The following is a 16677-nucleotide window of genomic DNA, read 5'->3' on the forward strand; positions in this document are numbered from 1 at the left end:
CAACACCCAAAGGGTTTTGATTGGACTCAAAGCAAGAATATTGAATGTGTGACGAACTTTTATAGCTTTCCGAATTTTAAGAATTTGCTTGGCGACCATAGCGATTTGGACCCACCTGATTTCCATGCCGAACTCAGAAGTGAAACGAATTAGCGCCGATGGTAGTGTGGGGTCTCCCCATGTGAGAGTAGGACATCGCCAGGCTTTAATTTAGTGTTTGCCTTTTATAAAGGTGAAGACAAAAAATGGACACTTGCGAATGCGAGTACGCCACTGCGGAGTGGTAGTTCAGTTGGTTAGAATACCGGCCTGTCACGCCGGGGGTCGCGGGTTCGAGTCCCGTCCACTCCGCCATTATACTAAGCCCAAGTTGAAAGACTTGGGCTTTTTTACGTCGGTATAAAATATACGGAAATGACTTAAACCATTACTTAATGGATTAAGTGCTCTGCACTCTAAGGAATCTTCTACCGAACGCTTCTGTAGGAAGTTTCTTAGCTGTATAAGTTGTGTTTTAGTGTAACCCTCCCTGTTTTAGTGGCACTCTAAATTAGAGTTTTTCCTACTTTCATGCCTTGCTAAATACTCCCAAGGAGTCAGATCATCGAGTGAATCATGAGGGCGTTCATCGTTGTATTCCTTCATCCATTTTTCTGTCAGGTCTCGGACTTCGCTCAAGGTTTTGAACACGTACATGTTGAGTATTTCTGTCCGATAAGTTCGGTTAAATCGCTCTATATAGGAGTTCTCCGTTGGTTTGCCTGGGCGAATAAATTCCAGTTCAACTGCGTTTTCTTCAGCCCATTCAGCCAGAGTGGTCGAGATAAATTCAGGGCCATTATCCATGCGCAGCTTACTGGGGTACCCTCGCCAGGCAATAATGCGTTCTAGCACCCTTATAATGCGTGGTGCAGGCAGATTGAGATCTACTTCAATCGCTAGCACCTCACGGTTGAAATCGTCCACGACATTGAACGTACGAAAGCGTCTGCCGCAGAGCAATGCGTCACTCATGAAATCGATAGACCAGCAACTGTTGATCGACTCTGGGCATACCAGTGGCGCTGGATTTCGTTTAGGTAGGCGCTTTTTGCCCTTGCGCCGTAGGTTTAGCTTGAGCGAACAGTACACTCGATGGACTCGTTTATGATTCCATCGGTGTCCCCAGCGCCTAAGTACTTTAAATAATTTGCTAAAACCGTATGCAGGGTACCGCTCTACTGCCTCTTGCAATTTAGCGATAACCTCATCATCTCGATGAGGCTCTGGTCGGTAGCGATAGACTGAGTCGCTAATGCCAACTACGCGGCAGGCCATTCGCAAACTGACCTGATAGTGTTTGCGAGCGTAATCGACGAGCTCGCGTTTAACCGCTGGCCTTACAGCTTTTTTTCCAGGATATCTTTAACGATACGGTGCTCGAGGCTGAGGTCTGCAAACATTTGCTTGAGCCTCCGATTCTCATCCTCGAGCTCTTTGAGCCGTTTAACATCTGACGCTTCCATACCACCATACTTGGACTTCCAGTTGTAGTATGTCGCATCAGAGATGCCATATTCACGACAGACTTCGTTAACCTTTCGTCCTGCTTCGACTTCCTTCAGGATCTTTACGATTTGCGTTTCTGTGTAGCGTGATTTTTTCATCATGCGTTCTCCGTTTGTTTCAGTGTAAACGGAAAAACTCTAATAGCTAATGACCAGTTTTTTGGGGAGGGTTACATTAGTAATAGTCACTTCGGACCAATCAATAATAGGTATTGCTAAAGATACCCGAAGTTTACTCTCGTAAGTATGCGGTTCAAAAACGTTGTCAGCCTGTCGACAAATCGTGGAGATGATATCAATGTCTTTAGCAATAGACATTTACTGATTTATCTTACAGTACCCTTGTGGCGATCAGTCTTTCAATCTCATGCCATCAGGTCAAAAAAAAGATTGATGCGTTCACATCAACCCTCCTTCTATTAATCACATCTGTTTATTTAGGCCATTACGACTTGGTTTCTACCACGATGCTTGGCTTGGTAGAGAGCGGCGTCCGCGTTAGTTAGGGCGTCGTCTAAGTTACCGTTAGTCAACTCTGCAATACCAAAACTCATGGTGCACCTATGGTCACTAAGGTTTTCTGCAACGCTTGATCTGAGCATTTCTGCTTCTAAGTACGCACTGTTCGGATCGCTATCGAGCAGTAGAATCATAAATTCATCGCCACCAAAGCGCACCAAAAAAACATTGTCTGACTGAGGAAGTGTGTTGATGAGGACCTGCGCTACTCGTTCTATTGTTTCATCACCGATAATATGGCCAAGTTCGTCATTAATCTGCTTAAAGTTATCAATGTCAGTCATTATCAGGCTCACTGGCTTGGCTTGAGCACTAGCCTTTAAAACAAGGTCTGGAATGACAGAGTCAAGCACTCGGCGGTTATACAAGCCTGTCAATGGGTCTTTGAGCGACAATTGATGAATGGAGCGCAGCAAACGCGCGTTATTTAGCCATAACATACTTAAGCTGAGAGTGATCAGCAGAATGAGACTAAATAGATACGTTAAGGCATGGATGAATCCTGCGTGCATGTAGTCGGTTATACGTGGCTCAGAAAGACCAACAATAGCTCGCACAAACATAAACAGCCCATAAGCCACAAATGGTATCGCCATCAACAGTAGTGGGAATTGTGCGTCATCACGTTTGCCTTTTATCAAGGCCCAAGCACTAGTGAGGCAGGTGGCGCAGATAAAGGCGCTGAGTACAATGACTCGTGCATTAATCGATGGCTCGAGATAGGTGAAGTAATAGAACAGGACACAACAGCCCACCAATGAAATAGCGAGAAGATGCAATAAACGACTAGAGTAGTCTCTTACATAGCTAATGCCGTAGAGTAAATAGAGGAAGCCGAGCATGATCAGGCTGTTCGCAATAACGATAGTTAACCAATCTGGGGCTTTACCGCGAAAGCCAAGTAATGCTGGTCCGAGCCCAATCAGAAACACACCAATTGCGAGTGTTTTTAGGCCTTCTAACTCTTTCTGTTTTGTTTGATAAAGAAAAAGCCCAACAGAATAAATGAAGGAAAAAATGATAACGGTAAAGTTAAGTGTTCTTATATCTAGGGTTAGCTCATCCATTGATATGCCTAGTCAGTACTACAACGAGTGTTGACAAAATAGTAGTTTGTTGATTGTGACTGAGGTTAGGCTGTAGGGGTATCGAAAAAATATAAAAATGCTAATAGCGTCATAACAATGGGAAATATTCGGCGTATTAGCATTAGTATCGTTGATTATAGGCGACTTGCTTCCTCTTTCTTGGCCTTTTCAATCATCGGGGTAATCGTTGAACCTTGTACTAAAATCGAGAATACCACCACTGAATAGGTCATCACCAAAATAATTTCTTTTACATCGATGAGCTTATCTTGGATTACCCAGATTCCGGAAGGAATCGAAAGTGCCATGGCTAAGGCTAAACCGCCGCGTAATCCACCCCAAGTTAATATTTTTACTGACCACGAGTTGTAACTACGGTAGCGTTTAAAACCGATGTAGGCGATAAATACGCTGAGATACCGGGCTGCGAGGACTAAGGGTACCGAGAAAGCCATTACAATCCAGTCTTCTTCGTGAAATTTAAATAGCAGCATCGACATACCGATCAAAAGAAACAGAACGCCGTTGAGAAACTCATCTACTAACTCCCAAAAATGATCGAGATGGTCTTCGCTCTCTTTCGAAAAGCCGATAAAGCGTGTCCAGTTTCCGATCATAATCCCTGAGACCACCATGGCAAGAGGCCCAGAAACATGCAACACCTCAGCGAAAGCATAACCAGCGGTTGGAATTCCTATGGTAAGTAATAATTCCATTGAGTGGTCGTCAGTTGAACTGATTAAAAAGTGAAAGAGTAAGCCAAGTGCGAATCCATAAACTATCCCCCCGAGCGCTTCCTGAATGAAGAGTAACGTTACGCTGGTAACCGTAGGTGCTTCATGACCAAAGGCAATGGTAAATAGAGTAACGAAGATCACCAGACCAAAACCATCATTAAACAGTGATTCGCCTTCAATTTGAGTTGAAATCCGTTTTGGAGCGTCGAGTTTTTTTACAATCGCAAGTACTGCGATTGGGTCGGTTGGAGAAATTAGAGCACCAAACAGTAAGCAGTAAACCAAATCAAAGTGAATGCCTACTAACTGACAAAAGCCATACAGAACAAAGCCGATGAAGAAGGTTGAGAACAGTGTCGCTGCTAAGGCGAGTACAGTGATTTCCCACTTTTGATCCTTGAGGTTAGGCAATTTAATGCCTAGTCCGCCAGCAAAAAGTAAAAAGCCTAAGATGCCTTTTAAGAGAAAATCTTCAAAGTTAATACTGGAGACAGTCTTAGAAGCAATCTCTGTTAAATGAAACCAGTCGTTTTGACCCGCAATGAGAATCAATAGAGAGAGCATCATTGATCCTGCAGTAATCGCGATGGTGGTTTGCATTTTACCTATCTTGCTGTTTACAAAAGCAATCAGCATGGCCGCTGCGGATAAAAAGCACAGTGTGTAATAGACCGACATTAGAATCTCAGATTGTAACAAATTGTGAATAAGGATTTTCGGATCACTATGCTCAAATAGCAAACACTTTTTTGTTATTGATTGGTCATTAATTTCATTGTTTAGACGTCTAGACTCCTGAATGAACTGTGATAGGATGGAGAGATAGTTAAAGGAATGAGGCTGTACCGTGGGAAGTAATGTAAGGCAACAGATTGAAGCTCAGTTAAAGCAACGCATTTTGCTGATTGATGGTGGTATGGGCACCATGATCCAAGGATATAAACTAGAAGAGCAGGATTATCGAGGCGAACGTTTTGCAGATTGGCAGTGTGATGTCAAAGGCAACAATGACTTACTTGTTCTAACTCAGCCGCAGTTGATTAAAGATATTCATCTCGAATACTTAGCGGCAGGTGCAGATATTCTTGAGACCAACACCTTCAACTCAACCCCAATCGCTATGGCTGACTATGAAATGGAAAGCTTGAGTGAAGAGATTAACTTCGCCGCCGCCAAGCTTGCCAGAGAAGCCGCTGATGAATGGACAGCAAAGACGCCCGATAAACCACGTTTTGTTGCTGGGGTCCTTGGTCCGACAAACCGAACATGTTCCATCTCACCCGACGTCAACGATCCTGGTTACCGCAACGTTAGCTTTGACGAGTTAGTGACTGCTTACTCCGAGTCAACTCGCGCTTTAATCAAAGGCGGCAGTGATTTAATTCTTATTGAAACCATTTTCGACACCTTAAACGCCAAAGCATGTGCGTTCGCGGTTGATCTCGTTTTTGAGCAGCTAGGGGTCACATTACCAGTCATGATCTCCGGTACGATTACCGATGCGTCAGGTAGAACATTATCGGGTCAGACGACAGAAGCCTTCTATAACTCTTTACGTCACGTCAAGCCGATCTCTTTCGGTCTTAACTGTGCGCTTGGCCCTGATGAATTGCGTCCGTATGTAGAAGAGCTGTCACGCATCTCAGATACTTTTGTCTCTGCTCACCCCAATGCGGGCCTACCGAATGCCTTTGGTGAGTATGATCTCGGTGCAGAAGAGATGGCTGATCATGTCAAAGAGTGGGCCGAAAGTGGCTTCCTTAATTTGATTGGTGGTTGTTGTGGTACTACCCCGGAACATATCCGTCAGATGGCAAATGTCGTTGAGGGCGTAAAGCCACGCGCTATCCCCGAACTTGTTGTAGCGTGTCGTCTATCTGGTCTAGAACCATTAACCATCGAAAAAGACTCATTATTTGTCAATGTGGGTGAACGAACGAATGTCACTGGCTCTGCACGTTTTAAGCGTTTAATTAAAGAAGAGCTTTACGATGAAGCGTTAGACGTTGCACGTCAGCAGGTCGAAAATGGCGCTCAGATCATCGATATCAACATGGATGAGGGGATGCTTGATGCCGAAGCGTGTATGGTCCGTTTCCTTAATCTTTGTGCATCAGAACCTGAAATATCCAAAGTGCCGATCATGGTCGACTCCTCTAAATGGGACGTGATTGAAGCGGGTCTGAAATGTATTCAAGGTAAAGGTATTGTTAACTCGATCTCTCTCAAAGAGGGTAAAGAGATCTTTGTTAACCAAGCTCAACTGATTCGTCGCTATGGCGCAGCAGTGATCGTGATGGCCTTTGACGAAATTGGCCAAGCCGATACACGTGAGCGCAAGATCGAAATTTGTACCAAGGCTTACCGTATTTTGGTCGATGAAGTCGGCTTTCCACCTGAAGACATTATTTTTGACCCGAATATCTTTGCGGTCGCAACGGGTATTGATGAACACAATAACTATGCCGTCGACTTTATTGACGCTGTGGCCGACATTAAGCGTGACTTACCGCACGCGATGATCTCTGGTGGTGTGTCGAATGTTTCGTTCTCGTTCCGTGGTAATAATTATGTTCGTGAAGCGATTCATGCCGTGTTCCTTTACCACTGTTTCCGCAACGGAATGGACATGGGCATTGTTAATGCGGGGCAACTAGAAATCTATGACAACGTGCCTGAAAAGCTGCGTGAGGCGGTAGAAGATGTCGTGCTCAACCGACGAGATGATGGCACAGAGCGATTGCTTGATATTGCCGCTGAATATGCCAGCAAAGGCGTGGGCAAAGAAGAGGACCCTAGTCTACTTGAGTGGCGAACTTGGCCAGTTGAAAAGCGCCTAGAGCACGCTTTGGTCAAAGGTATTACAGAGTTTATTGTTGAGGATACCGAAGAGGCTCGACTTAATGCGAGCAAACCACTAGAGGTGATTGAAGGCCCTCTTATGGATGGTATGAACGTGGTTGGTGATCTGTTTGGTGAAGGTAAGATGTTCTTGCCTCAAGTGGTCAAGTCCGCTCGAGTCATGAAACAGGCCGTCGCGCATTTAGAGCCTTATATCAACGCGCTGAAACAAGCAGGTTCAACCAATGGTAAAATTTTACTCGCGACAGTGAAAGGCGATGTGCACGATATTGGTAAGAACATTGTCGGTGTGGTACTCCAGTGCAATAACTATGAAATCATCGATCTTGGCGTCATGGTACCGTGCGAGAAAATTCTCAAAGTCGCCAAAGAAGAGAACGTCGACATTATTGGCTTGTCGGGTCTGATTACGCCGTCATTGGACGAAATGGTCCATGTTGCTAAAGAGATGCAACGTCTCGATTTCGATTTACCTCTTTTAATTGGTGGGGCAACCACATCAAAAGCGCATACCGCGGTTAAAATTGAACAAAACTATCAACACCCAGTGGTGTATGTAAATAATGCTTCACGTGCAGTTGGCGTTTGTTCGGCGCTGCTGTCTGAGAGGCAAAAGCCTGGCTTTGTTGAGAAGCTTCAAGCAGATTATGATGTAGTACGTGATCAGCATGCCCGTAAACGTCCGCGCACTAAGCCTGTGACGTTAGAGAAAGCGCGCGCCAACAAAGTCGCGATTGATTGGGACAACTACACCCCGCCTGTGCCAGCTAAGCCAGGTGTGCATGTTTTTGATGATTTTGATGTCGCAACGCTGCGTAAATACATCGACTGGACGCCTTTCTTTATGACTTGGTCGCTGGTTGGCAAGTACCCTGCCATCTTTAAGCATGAAGAGGTCGGTGAAGAGGCGCAGTCTTTATTTAAAGATGCCAATGAGTTACTTGATCGTGTTGAGCGTGAAGGCTTGCTAAAGGCGCGTGGTATTTGCGGCCTGTTTCCTGCTGCGAGTATTGGTGATGACATTGAAGTTTATACTGATGAGTCACGCAGCCAAGTTGCTCATGTATTGCATAACTTACGCCAGCAAACCGAGAAACCAAAAGGATTTAACTACTGTATTTCTGACTATATTGCCCCTAAAGAATCAGGCAAGAAAGATTGGATTGGTGCCTTTGCCGTCACTGGCGGTATTGGCGAGCGCGAATTGGCTGATGCGTACAAAGCGGCTGGTGATGATTACAATGCGATCATGATACAAGCCGTTGCAGACCGCCTTGCCGAAGCATTTGCTGAATACTTACATGAACAGGTAAGAAAAGAGATTTGGGGATATTCGGCTGACGAAGACTTGTCAAATGATGATCTTATTCGTGAAAAATACCAAGGCATACGACCTGCACCCGGTTATCCGGCGTGTCCTGAACATACTGAGAAAGGCACGTTATGGCAGATGCTGAACGTCGAACAAGCGATCGATATGTCACTGACTTCAAGCTATGCAATGTGGCCAGGTGCTTCAGTTTCGGGGTGGTATTTCTCTCATCCTGATTCTCGCTACTTCGCCATCGCCCAGATCCAACGCGATCAAGCTGAAAGTTACGCAAAGCGTAAAGGCTGGGATAGTTTGCAAGCGGAAAGATGGTTAGGGCCAAATCTTAACTAGGCTCCCGCTCTAAATAGCAAAAAGCGCCGCTTGGTAAAAAGTGGCGCTTTTTTTGTTTTGAATTGATCGCTAAATCATGATGGTCGCAAGACCTAAAAAGACCGATAGACCAATTACATCGGTTACTGTCGTCAGGGCCATGCCTCCCGCCAAAGCAGGGTCGATATTCAATTTTTTTAAGAAGATAGGGATAGTTACCCCGGCGATACCTGCGACAAGTAAATTGGTCAGCATCGCTGCTGAAATAATCCCACCAAGCATCCAGTTGCCTTTCCAAGCGACAACAATACCACCAATGATGAAAGCCCACATAACGCCATTGAGTAAGCCGATCGCGGCCTCTTTCATCAATAGCTCTCGTTTGTTTGAGTCACCAATATGACCGAGCGCTAAGCCACGGATCACCAAAGCAACGGTCTGGTTACCTGCTACGCCGCCCATCGACGGGACAATCGTCATCAACACCGCGATGGCTGCCATTTGATCGAGTGTCGCTTCAAACATGTTGGAGACCGAGGCTGCCGCTAATGCTGCTAGTACGTTGGCGCCAAGCCAGATACTCCGTTTGCGTGCTGATTTGACTACAGGTGCGAAGGTGTCCTCGTCGTCATCCATACCAGCCATGCTCATCATTGAGTGCTCGGCGTCTTCACGGATAACATCGACCACGTCATCGATGGTGATGCGACCAACAAGGTGTTGATTCTCGTCGATAACTGGTGCAGAAACCCAGTTACGACGCTCAAACAGACTAGCGATGTCAGAGTCACTCATGGTGACATCAATTGCTTCATCCGCATCTTCCATCACATCAGCAATTCTGACATCAGGCTGCGTGGTGATAAGGGTTGTGATCGGTAGCTCACCAATCAGGCGGTCTTGATCATCAATCACATACAGTGCATCGGTTGCATCGGGAAGTTCACCTTTCATACGTAGGTAACGCAACACAACATCAACATCAACATCACCACGAATCGTAATGACGTCGGTGTTCATTAAACTACCGGCGGTGTCTTCAGGGTAAGAGAGAGCGGCCTCGACCAATAAACGCTCAGCGGAGTCCATCTGCGCCAATACTTCACGCGATATGTCATCTGGCAAGCTTCGCAGAACGTAGGCGACGTCATCGGTTTCCATGCCTTCGGTCGCTTCAGCCAACATCTCTGGTGCCATTTTTGACACTAAGGCGTCTTTGACATCCTCATTGAGTTCATCAAGGATTTCACCATAATCTTCTGGATCGGTGAGTTGCCAAAGTACTTCACGGCTTTTACGGGGGGAGGCTTCGAGTAGATGAGCAATATCTTCCGGTTCCATGTCCTGCAATTGGCGGCGGACATGAACGAAACGGCCATTCTCGAGGGCTTCAGTCACTTCTTGGAGGGCCTGGTGAGCTTGATCGAACTCTATTTGCTCTGCCATTAATTCCTCCTAACTCATCGTGGTTACAATGCTAAGCATAGTAACTTAATTTAAGAATGGATTTAATAAGTTAATGTGGCTGATGTACATTTAGTTGTGGCTAGTAAGACGATCACTCTTCTTCGTCGAATTTATCTTCAATCAGATGACAGGCGGCGTCGAGTGCTGGTTCTGCATCGCTTCCTTCTGCACTAATGGTCACGTATTCACCTTGCGCGGATTCGAGCATCAATAAGCCCATCACACTATCTGCGGTTGCTTCTTTGCCTTCATGATTTTGGATGGTGAGGATAGCTTGGAAGGATTGTGCCAGTTCAACCAGCTTTACCGCAGCGCGAGCATGAAGCCCGAGACGATTTTGAATTAACACTGTGCGGCTCTGCTGCATAACACTATTCCTTGTGGTTTTTCTCAAGTGAAGCGTGACGGATTTGGACTTGATGACCCATTTCGGCAAAGTACTCACCAATTTGTTGGGTTAAGTAAACGGAGCGATGCTTACCGCCAGTACAACCAATCGCGACGGTGAGATAACTGCGGTTGTTTTTTTCCAACAATGGCAGCCAGTTTTCAATAAACTTCTGGATTTGTTGTTTGAGTTCCATCACCTCTGGGTGACTTTCGAGGAAGGACTTGATTGGCGCATCTAGGCCAGTTAAAGGTCTCAGGTCGGGTTCCCAGTGTGGGTTCGGTAAGAAACGCACATCGAATACGTAGTCGGCATCGCTCGGTAGGCCATATTTAAACCCAAATGATTGAAAGACCATCACCAGATCTTTACGCTCACGCCCCTCAACACGCATACGAACAGTTTCGCTTAATGTATGCAGTGATTGGTTACTGCTATCAATGACTAAATCAGCTCGCTCTTTAAGCGGCGATAGTATTGACCGTTCTTTCTCGATAGCTTGCTCAAGTGAGGTGTTTTCTAAACTGAGAGTCAGCGGATGAATACGACGGGTTTCACTGTAGCGCTTAAGCAAGGTCTCTTTATTGGCATCTAGAAACAGTACGCTTACGTCGGATGCTTGTTGCAACTTGAGCAACACATCCTCAACCAAGTTTGGCTCTGTCGGCAGGTTGCGAATATCAATACTCACAGCCACGTTTTGTTTACTAGACTGAACCGATTGGACAAACACTTCGAGAAGATCAACCGGCAGGTTATCGACACAGTAGTAACCGAGATCCTCGAGTACCCTAAGGGCGACACTTTTTCCCGCTCCTGATTGACCACTGACGACGATAAGACGCATTATTGATTAACCATAATGTCGTAGAGTTCTTGGTCAGATTGAGCTTTACGTAATTGCTTCAATACTTGCTTATTGTTGAGGCGTTCGGCCATGCTAGAGAGCGTTTTAAGGTGCTCTTTGCACTGAGCGTCAGGCACAAGCAAAGCGAACAAGATATCGACCGGGCGATTATCGATAGCATCAAATTCAATTGGTGATGCGCATTGCAGCAAAACGGCCACGGCTTTATCACTGGCATGCATACGAGCATGGGGAATGGCAATCCCATTTCCAATGCCAGTACTGCCCATTTTTTCACGGCTGAGCATACACTCAAAAAGTTCGGTAGAGTTTTGCCCTGTCTGCTCGGCAACCAGTTCACTGATCATCTCAAGGGCTCGTTTTTTACTAGTACATTGAACTGCACTCTTGGCGCAGTTCAATGTTAGGATTTCGCTTAATTGCATGGTAATTAGTGGGCGTTTAGCTTTTCTTTGTGCTTATTGAGTTGTCGAGTTAATTTGTCGACAAGGGAATCAATGGCTGCATACATATTTTCATCTTCAGATGAGGCATGAATTTCAGCTTGATTTACGTGAAGGGTAGCTTCTGCGATTTGACGAACTTTTTCAACTTTTAGTACTACATGAATGCTATTTATGTGCTCAAAGAAGCGTTCTAGCTTTTGAAACTTTTCATTTACGTAGTCTTGCATTGAATCGGTGAGATCAACGTGATGTCCATTTAGATTGATTTGCATAGACTTTCCTTCTCGGTTATTGGCCTAAAGTAGGCGTTTACGCTGACTGGAAGGGGCAATACCTAATGACTCACGGTACTTTGCGATGGTCCTTCTAGCAACCTGAATCCCTTGGTCAGCGAGTAGAGCTGCAATCTTGCTATCACTGAGAGGCTTGGCACTATTTTCGGCAGCGACCAGCTTCTTAATCAGCGCGCGAATTGCAGTCGATGAGCACTCCCCACCATTGTCTGTACTGACATGGCTAGAAAAGAAGTACTTCAATTCAAAAATACCACGCGGGGTATGCATATACTTCTGTGTCGTTACCCTTGAAATGGTTGACTCATGCATTTCGACCGCGAGAGCGACATCATTGAGCACCATTGGCTTCATCGCTTCTTCCCCATACTCAAAGAAATCACGCTGATGTTCAACAATACACTTAGCAACTTTGAGCAGGGTCTCGTTTCTACTTTCTAAACTTTTGATCAGCCATTTTGCTTCTTGAACATTGTTGCGAATATATTGGCTGTCGGCACTGTTGCCTTTTCCCATCGCCGCATACTGCTGATTCACTTTCAATTTGGGTACAGAGTCTGGGTTGATCGTCACGACCCACTTACCGTGCTCTTTAAAAACGGACACGTCTGGGACGACATATTCTGCGTGTTCAGACGAGATGCGGCTCCCTGGTCTTGGATCAAGCTGCTGGATCAACTTCAGCACTTCACGCAACTCTGTCTCTTTGAGCTTAGTCTCTTTAATGATCAGTTTGTAGTCACGATTACCAAGTTGATCGATATGATGCCTCAATACAAGCTTAGCTTCATTGAGCCAAGGGGTGTCTTCAGGGTACGTCGCGAGCTGTAGCAGCAAGCAATCTTGCAGGTTTACAGAGGCAACACCAAGCGGATCAAATTGCTGCACGCGTTTACGTACCGCTTCAATCTCATCAAGCTCTATTTCTTCGTTGTTGAAACTGTCGAGGATATCTTCGGTTGTGACAGTGAGATAACCGTAGTCGTCAATGGCGTCGATTAAGGCCAGCGCAATCGTGCGATCATTGTCGCTAAAAGGGGTTAAATCCAGTTGCCATAGTAGGTAATCTTGCAATGATTGAGTGGTCTCGCCTTGGTAGACTGGCATATCGTCGTCGACGGCGATCCCCGTGCTACCCGTATTGGCACTGTAAACGTCATCCCAAGTGGTATCAATTTCAAGATCATTGCTGATTTCTGATGTTTCAATCAATTCTGAGCTGTCTTTGACGTCAGGCTCTGCCATTTCGGTCAGCTCGACCGTGGGTTCTTTTTCTTCAGTTTGGCGGTTTTCTTCTGCTGTTGGCTCATCACTGGCTTCTTCAACCTCAAGCAGAGGATTTGAATCCAAGGCTTCTTGTATCTCTTGTTGAAGATCGAGCGTCGACAATTGCAACAAGCGTATCGCCTGCTGCAACTGAGGTGTCATCGCTAATTGCTGTCCTAGCTTGAGTTGTAATGAGGGTTTCATTCAGTCTTATTTGCCTTAATGCTGGAGAATCTTAACGTTCTTTCCCTTAATCATAGACGGAATTGTTCGCCGAGATAAACTTGTTTAACTTGTTCGTTATTGAGCACTTGCTCAGGTGTACCTTCTGCAATTAGGTGACCTTGGCTAACAATATAAGCTTTTTCACACACATCCAAAGTTTCGCGTACGTTGTGGTCTGTGATCAATACTCCCAAGCCACGATCTCGTAGATGCTCGATGATCTTTTTAATATCGATCACCGAAATAGGATCAACCCCGGCAAAAGGTTCGTCTAACAAAATAAATTGAGGGTTTGCCGCTAGAGCACGGGCAATTTCAACTCGACGTCTTTCTCCACCTGATAATGCCATACCGGCACTGTAGCGAATGTGCTGAATGTGGAATTCTTCCAACAAATCTTCCAGTTTGTCTTGGCGCTCTTCGCGAGTCATTTCTTCGCGAGTTTCCAAAACGGCCATAATGTTATCTTCGACCGACAATTTACGGAAGATAGAAGCTTCTTGCGGTAAATAGCCAATTCCCATTCGAGAGCGGCTATGCATAGGCAAAATGCTGATGTCATTATCGTCGATCGTGATCGAGCCTTGGTCTCGAGCGACTAGGCCAACAATCATATAAAAAGATGTGGTTTTACCAGCACCATTAGGACCGAGTAGACCAACAATTTGACCTGATTCAACTTGCAGGCTGACATCGCTAACCACAGTACGGTTACCGTAAGTTTTTGCTAAGTGCTGCGCTTTTAGTATCGCCATAATTATTCTTGTACTGCTTGTGGCTGAAGAACGGTCGAAACGCGGTCGCCTTTCTCTTTACCATCCGCAATGAGCTTTTGAGAAGAGATTTGGTAACGAATTTTAGTACCGCGAATCACGCTGTCATCTTGAGATAGCATCGCTTGGTCGATCATGGTCAGTTGATCGTCGACCATCTTGTAGTACAGCTCTTTTGCTTCGCCATACAAAGTTTTGCCATCATCAGTGAGCTGAGAGAAGGTCGCCAGATCGCCATAACCTTCAATTTCTTGAATGGCGCCATCAGTGGCATTACGCGTAACAATGACTTTATCAGCATTGATGTTAATGCTGCCTTGTTTGAGTTTTACATCACCAAGGAAAGTCACTTTATTGCTCTGCATATCAAGCTGCTGGCTATCAGAATCGATGTAGACGGGTTGCTCTCTGTCTGTCGATAGCGCTAACGCTTGGCTAGACAGGAATAAACAAGAAATCAGACTAAGGTGTGAGAGTTTCATATCTACCTTGTACTTGGTTATATAGAGTGGCGTGATTATCAGCAAAGTTGCCCGTCATCGCCTGTCCTATTGTTTCAAATTGAGGGCCAACCATTACCACTTGGTTGTTTGCCCAAAAGTCTCTGCTATCCAATTGGATGTTCATGATATCGGTGGACAGCGTATCAAAACCTGAATCAGGTAATAAGTTGTTGGCCAATACATCGTCATAAAGCGTCAGAATGTGGTCTTGGGTCAACACGCCGCGTACAGCAGTGATTTCCCATTCTTGAATGGAGCCTTGTTTAAACACTTTCAATACTGGATTAGCAAAAATCGTATCACCGCTTTTGGCGTAGTGATCGAGCTTGACGGAGGTAATCACATAACTGCGGACACCGCTTTCGTTATATGAGGTATTGATTAACCCCTCGCCGCTAAACATCGGTAACTCGGTATCTGGCTCTACTTGGATATCATAACTCTGCTGCTGCTCGAAAAGATAGTAAGCAGACCAGCAAATAATGAAAGCCAGAATGAGATAACCAATACGAGAAAGACTCATATACTTAGACCTTTATGAACATCGAGTTCGTTTCGTGCTTGGAGGATCAGGTCACAGACTTCCCTTACTGCCCCATAGCCGCCGCGAATTGCCGTGACATAGTTGGCTCGGCGAGCCAGTAGCGGGTGTCCATCCGCTACACAAACTTTAAGTGCTACTTTTTCCATTACGGGCCAATCGATTAAGTCATCACCGATATAACCTGTATGTTGTGGTGCGATATTGAGTTTATCGCAAATATCTTGATACGCCTTTACTTTATCGTCTTGACCCTGATAAATCAGTGAAACGCCGAGTGCCCTCATGCGGTTTTCGACAATTTGCGAGCGACGACCAGTAATAATGGCGATCTCAATACCTGCATTCATTAGGGCTTTAACGCCATAACCATCACGGGTATGGAAGGTTTTCAGCTCTTCGCCTTGATTGCCCATGTAAATAAGCCCATCGGAAAAAACCCCATCAACATCGCAAATCAATAATTTGATCTGTTGAGCAATGGCCAAGATGGCAGAGTCTACTGGCTGGTATAAAGTGTCGACCATAACGCTCATTACATCACTCCCGCTTTTAATAAATCATGCATGTTCAGTGCGCCAACAACGACGCCTTGCTGACATAAGATTAAGCCATTAATGCTTTTCTCTTGCATGAGATTTAAGCCTTCTGCCGCGAGCATGTTCGGTTCTGCCGTTGCGGGGTTAATCGTCATCACATCGCCAATCAGTGCGGTATGGATATCAATACGTTTATCGAGAATTCGACGCAAGTCGCCATCGGTAAAAATGCCCACCAACTGCTGGTGGTCATCGACTACAGCTGTCATCCCTAAGCCTTTTTGGCTGATCTCAAGCAGCGCATCGCGTACCACGGTTGTTGGCGTTACCAAAGGTAAGTTCTCTCCGGTGTGCATGATATCGGCGAGCTTGAGCAGAAGTTTACGACCTAAAGCGCCACCAGGGTGGGAGAGGGCAAAGTCTTCGGCGGTAAATCCGCGTGCTTGCATCAAAGATACGGCGAGCGCATCGCCCATCACCAAGGTCGCCGTGGTGCTAGACGTCGGGGCTAGCTCCAGTGGGCACGCTTCTTGAGGAACCGTAATTTGCAGGTGAATATCTGCCAGCTTTGCCATGTTGGAGTTAGGTTTGCCCGTCATGCTGATTATCGTTATATTGCGCCGTTTGAGTACGGGAAATAAACCAAGAATTTCTGCAGATTCACCTGAGTTAGAGATGGCTAAGACGATGTCGCCAGTCGCGATCATGCCTAAGTCGCCATGGGCCGCTTCACCTGGGTGAACAAAAAATGCCGAGGTGCCTGTGCTGGCCAATGTCGCGGCGATTTTTTTGCCGATATGGCCCGATTTTCCCATCCCCATGACGGCAACTTTGCCTTCTTGATTGGTAAGAATGACCTCACAGGCGTTAATAAAGTCGTCATTAAAGTACTGGTCTAGCTGCTGTAAAGCGGCGACCTCAGTGTTGAGCACTTCAAGGGCTGTTGAACGATAATCAAACATACACAACTCCA

General features: G+C 45.7%; 15 protein-coding genes, 1 tRNA gene and 1 rRNA gene. 3 read left to right on the forward strand and 14 right to left on the reverse strand.

Going from position 1 to position 16677, the window contains the following annotated elements:
* Positions 1-87: 87 nt before the first annotated feature.
* Positions 88-204 (forward strand): 5S ribosomal RNA (gene rrf, locus ViNHUV68_RS01470).
* 73 nt (positions 205-277) lie between these two features.
* Positions 278-354: transfer RNA gene (locus ViNHUV68_RS01475), tRNA-Asp, on the forward strand.
* A 180-nt stretch (positions 355-534) separates the two neighbouring features.
* On the opposite strand, the gene ViNHUV68_RS01480 is transcribed toward ViNHUV68_RS01475, so the two are convergent.
* From ViNHUV68_RS01480 to ViNHUV68_RS01490, 3 genes are all read right to left on the reverse strand, one after another.
* A protein-coding gene (locus tag ViNHUV68_RS01480) for an IS3 family transposase (RefSeq protein ID WP_391090223.1) occupies positions 535-1646 on the reverse strand; the annotation gives its coding sequence in 2 pieces (ribosomal slippage) (positions 535-1394 and positions 1394-1646; 1113 coding nt in all).
* A gap of 338 nt (positions 1647-1984) precedes the next feature.
* Positions 1985-3133, reverse strand: a complete 1149-nt coding sequence (locus tag ViNHUV68_RS01485) for a diguanylate cyclase (RefSeq protein ID WP_391088989.1) — start codon at positions 3131-3133, stop codon at positions 1985-1987.
* Between the two features lie 155 nt (positions 3134-3288).
* Positions 3289-4569 carry a cation:proton antiporter gene (locus tag ViNHUV68_RS01490; RefSeq protein ID WP_391088991.1) on the reverse strand — a complete coding sequence of 427 codons (1281 nt, stop codon included), beginning with the start codon at positions 4567-4569 and terminating at the stop codon, positions 3289-3291.
* A gap of 169 nt (positions 4570-4738) precedes the next feature.
* On the opposite strand from ViNHUV68_RS01490, the gene metH reads away from it, so the two are divergent.
* Positions 4739-8416 (forward strand): methionine synthase, encoded by a 3678-nt coding sequence (gene metH / locus ViNHUV68_RS01495; RefSeq protein WP_391088993.1) that lies wholly within the window; start codon positions 4739-4741, stop codon positions 8414-8416.
* Between the two features lie 69 nt (positions 8417-8485).
* On the opposite strand, the gene mgtE is transcribed toward metH, so the two are convergent.
* The 11 genes from mgtE to ViNHUV68_RS01550 all read right to left on the reverse strand — a co-directional run bounded on the left by mgtE (position 8486) and on the right by ViNHUV68_RS01550 (position 16666).
* On the reverse strand, positions 8486-9841 hold the full coding sequence (gene mgtE / locus ViNHUV68_RS01500) for a magnesium transporter (RefSeq protein WP_391088995.1): 1356 nt from the start codon (positions 9839-9841) through the stop codon (positions 8486-8488).
* Between the two features lie 112 nt (positions 9842-9953).
* Positions 9954-10229 carry an HPr family phosphocarrier protein gene (locus tag ViNHUV68_RS01505; protein WP_038173602.1) on the reverse strand — a complete coding sequence of 92 codons (276 nt, stop codon included), beginning with the start codon at positions 10227-10229 and terminating at the stop codon, positions 9954-9956.
* Positions 10230-10233: 4 nt separating this feature from the next.
* On the reverse strand, positions 10234-11097 hold the full coding sequence (gene rapZ, locus ViNHUV68_RS01510) for an RNase adapter RapZ (protein ID WP_038173603.1): 864 nt from the start codon (positions 11095-11097) through the stop codon (positions 10234-10236).
* Positions 11097-11543: a PTS IIA-like nitrogen regulatory protein PtsN gene (ptsN, locus tag ViNHUV68_RS01515; protein ID WP_038173604.1), complete on the reverse strand. Its 447-nt coding sequence runs from the start codon at positions 11541-11543 to the stop codon at positions 11097-11099. Before ptsN ends, rapZ begins: the two co-directional genes overlap by 1 nt.
* 5 nt (positions 11544-11548) lie before the next feature.
* Entirely contained in the window at positions 11549-11836 is a 288-nt protein-coding gene (gene hpf / locus ViNHUV68_RS01520; RefSeq protein ID WP_038173605.1) for a ribosome hibernation promoting factor, read from the reverse strand.
* Positions 11837-11860: 24 nt separating this feature from the next.
* A complete protein-coding gene (locus ViNHUV68_RS01525) occupies positions 11861-13327 on the reverse strand; it encodes an RNA polymerase factor sigma-54 (RefSeq protein ID WP_391088998.1) in 1467 nt (488 codons plus the stop codon).
* Between the two features lie 50 nt (positions 13328-13377).
* Complete coding sequence (gene lptB / locus ViNHUV68_RS01530; protein ID WP_038173607.1) at positions 13378-14103, reverse strand: LPS export ABC transporter ATP-binding protein; 726 nt, start codon at positions 14101-14103, stop codon at positions 13378-13380.
* A 2-nt stretch (positions 14104-14105) separates the two neighbouring features.
* Positions 14106-14603: a lipopolysaccharide transport periplasmic protein LptA gene (lptA, locus tag ViNHUV68_RS01535; protein ID WP_038173609.1), complete on the reverse strand. Its 498-nt coding sequence runs from the start codon at positions 14601-14603 to the stop codon at positions 14106-14108.
* Complete coding sequence (gene lptC, locus ViNHUV68_RS01540) at positions 14584-15147, reverse strand: LPS export ABC transporter periplasmic protein LptC (protein ID WP_391089001.1); 564 nt, start codon at positions 15145-15147, stop codon at positions 14584-14586. The genes lptA and lptC overlap by 20 nt, the downstream gene beginning before the upstream one ends.
* Positions 15144-15701 (reverse strand): 3-deoxy-manno-octulosonate-8-phosphatase KdsC, encoded by a 558-nt coding sequence (gene kdsC, locus ViNHUV68_RS01545; RefSeq protein WP_391089003.1) that lies wholly within the window; start codon positions 15699-15701, stop codon positions 15144-15146. Before kdsC ends, lptC begins: the two co-directional genes overlap by 4 nt.
* A complete protein-coding gene (locus tag ViNHUV68_RS01550) occupies positions 15701-16666 on the reverse strand; it encodes a KpsF/GutQ family sugar-phosphate isomerase (RefSeq protein WP_038173612.1) in 966 nt (321 codons plus the stop codon). Before ViNHUV68_RS01550 ends, kdsC begins: the two co-directional genes overlap by 1 nt.
* Positions 16667-16677: the final 11 nt, after the last annotated feature.

Origin of the sequence: Vibrio sp. NH-UV-68 (assembly GCF_042940635.1) — a bacterium.
GTDB lineage: Bacteria > Pseudomonadota > Gammaproteobacteria > Enterobacterales > Vibrionaceae > Vibrio > Vibrio pacinii.

Bases quoted from the DNA above. Each gene is read 5' to 3' on its own strand.
- ViNHUV68_RS01485 (WP_391088989.1), bottom strand. From the start codon at position 3,133: ATGGATGAGCTAACCCTAGATATAAGAACACTTAACTTTACCGTTATC.
- ViNHUV68_RS01490 (WP_391088991.1), bottom strand. From the start codon at position 4,569: ATGTCGGTCTATTACACACTGTGCTTTTTATCCGCAGCGGCCATGCTG.
- mgtE (WP_391088995.1), bottom strand. From the start codon at position 9,841: ATGGCAGAGCAAATAGAGTTCGATCAAGCTCACCAGGCCCTCCAAGAA.
- ViNHUV68_RS01505 (WP_038173602.1), bottom strand. From the start codon at position 10,229: ATGCAGCAGAGCCGCACAGTGTTAATTCAAAATCGTCTCGGGCTTCAT.
- rapZ (WP_038173603.1), bottom strand. From the start codon at position 11,097: ATGCGTCTTATCGTCGTCAGTGGTCAATCAGGAGCGGGAAAAAGTGTC.
- ptsN (WP_038173604.1), bottom strand. From the start codon at position 11,543: ATGCAATTAAGCGAAATCCTAACATTGAACTGCGCCAAGAGTGCAGTT.
- hpf (WP_038173605.1), bottom strand. From the start codon at position 11,836: ATGCAAATCAATCTAAATGGACATCACGTTGATCTCACCGATTCAATG.
- ViNHUV68_RS01525 (WP_391088998.1), bottom strand. From the start codon at position 13,327: ATGAAACCCTCATTACAACTCAAGCTAGGACAGCAATTAGCGATGACA.
- lptB (WP_038173607.1), bottom strand. From the start codon at position 14,103: ATGGCGATACTAAAAGCGCAGCACTTAGCAAAAACTTACGGTAACCGT.
- lptA (WP_038173609.1), bottom strand. From the start codon at position 14,603: ATGAAACTCTCACACCTTAGTCTGATTTCTTGTTTATTCCTGTCTAGC.
- lptC (WP_391089001.1), bottom strand. From the start codon at position 15,147: ATGAGTCTTTCTCGTATTGGTTATCTCATTCTGGCTTTCATTATTTGC.
- kdsC (WP_391089003.1), bottom strand. From the start codon at position 15,701: ATGAGCGTTATGGTCGACACTTTATACCAGCCAGTAGACTCTGCCATC.
- ViNHUV68_RS01550 (WP_038173612.1), bottom strand. From the start codon at position 16,666: ATGTTTGATTATCGTTCAACAGCCCTTGAAGTGCTCAACACTGAGGTC.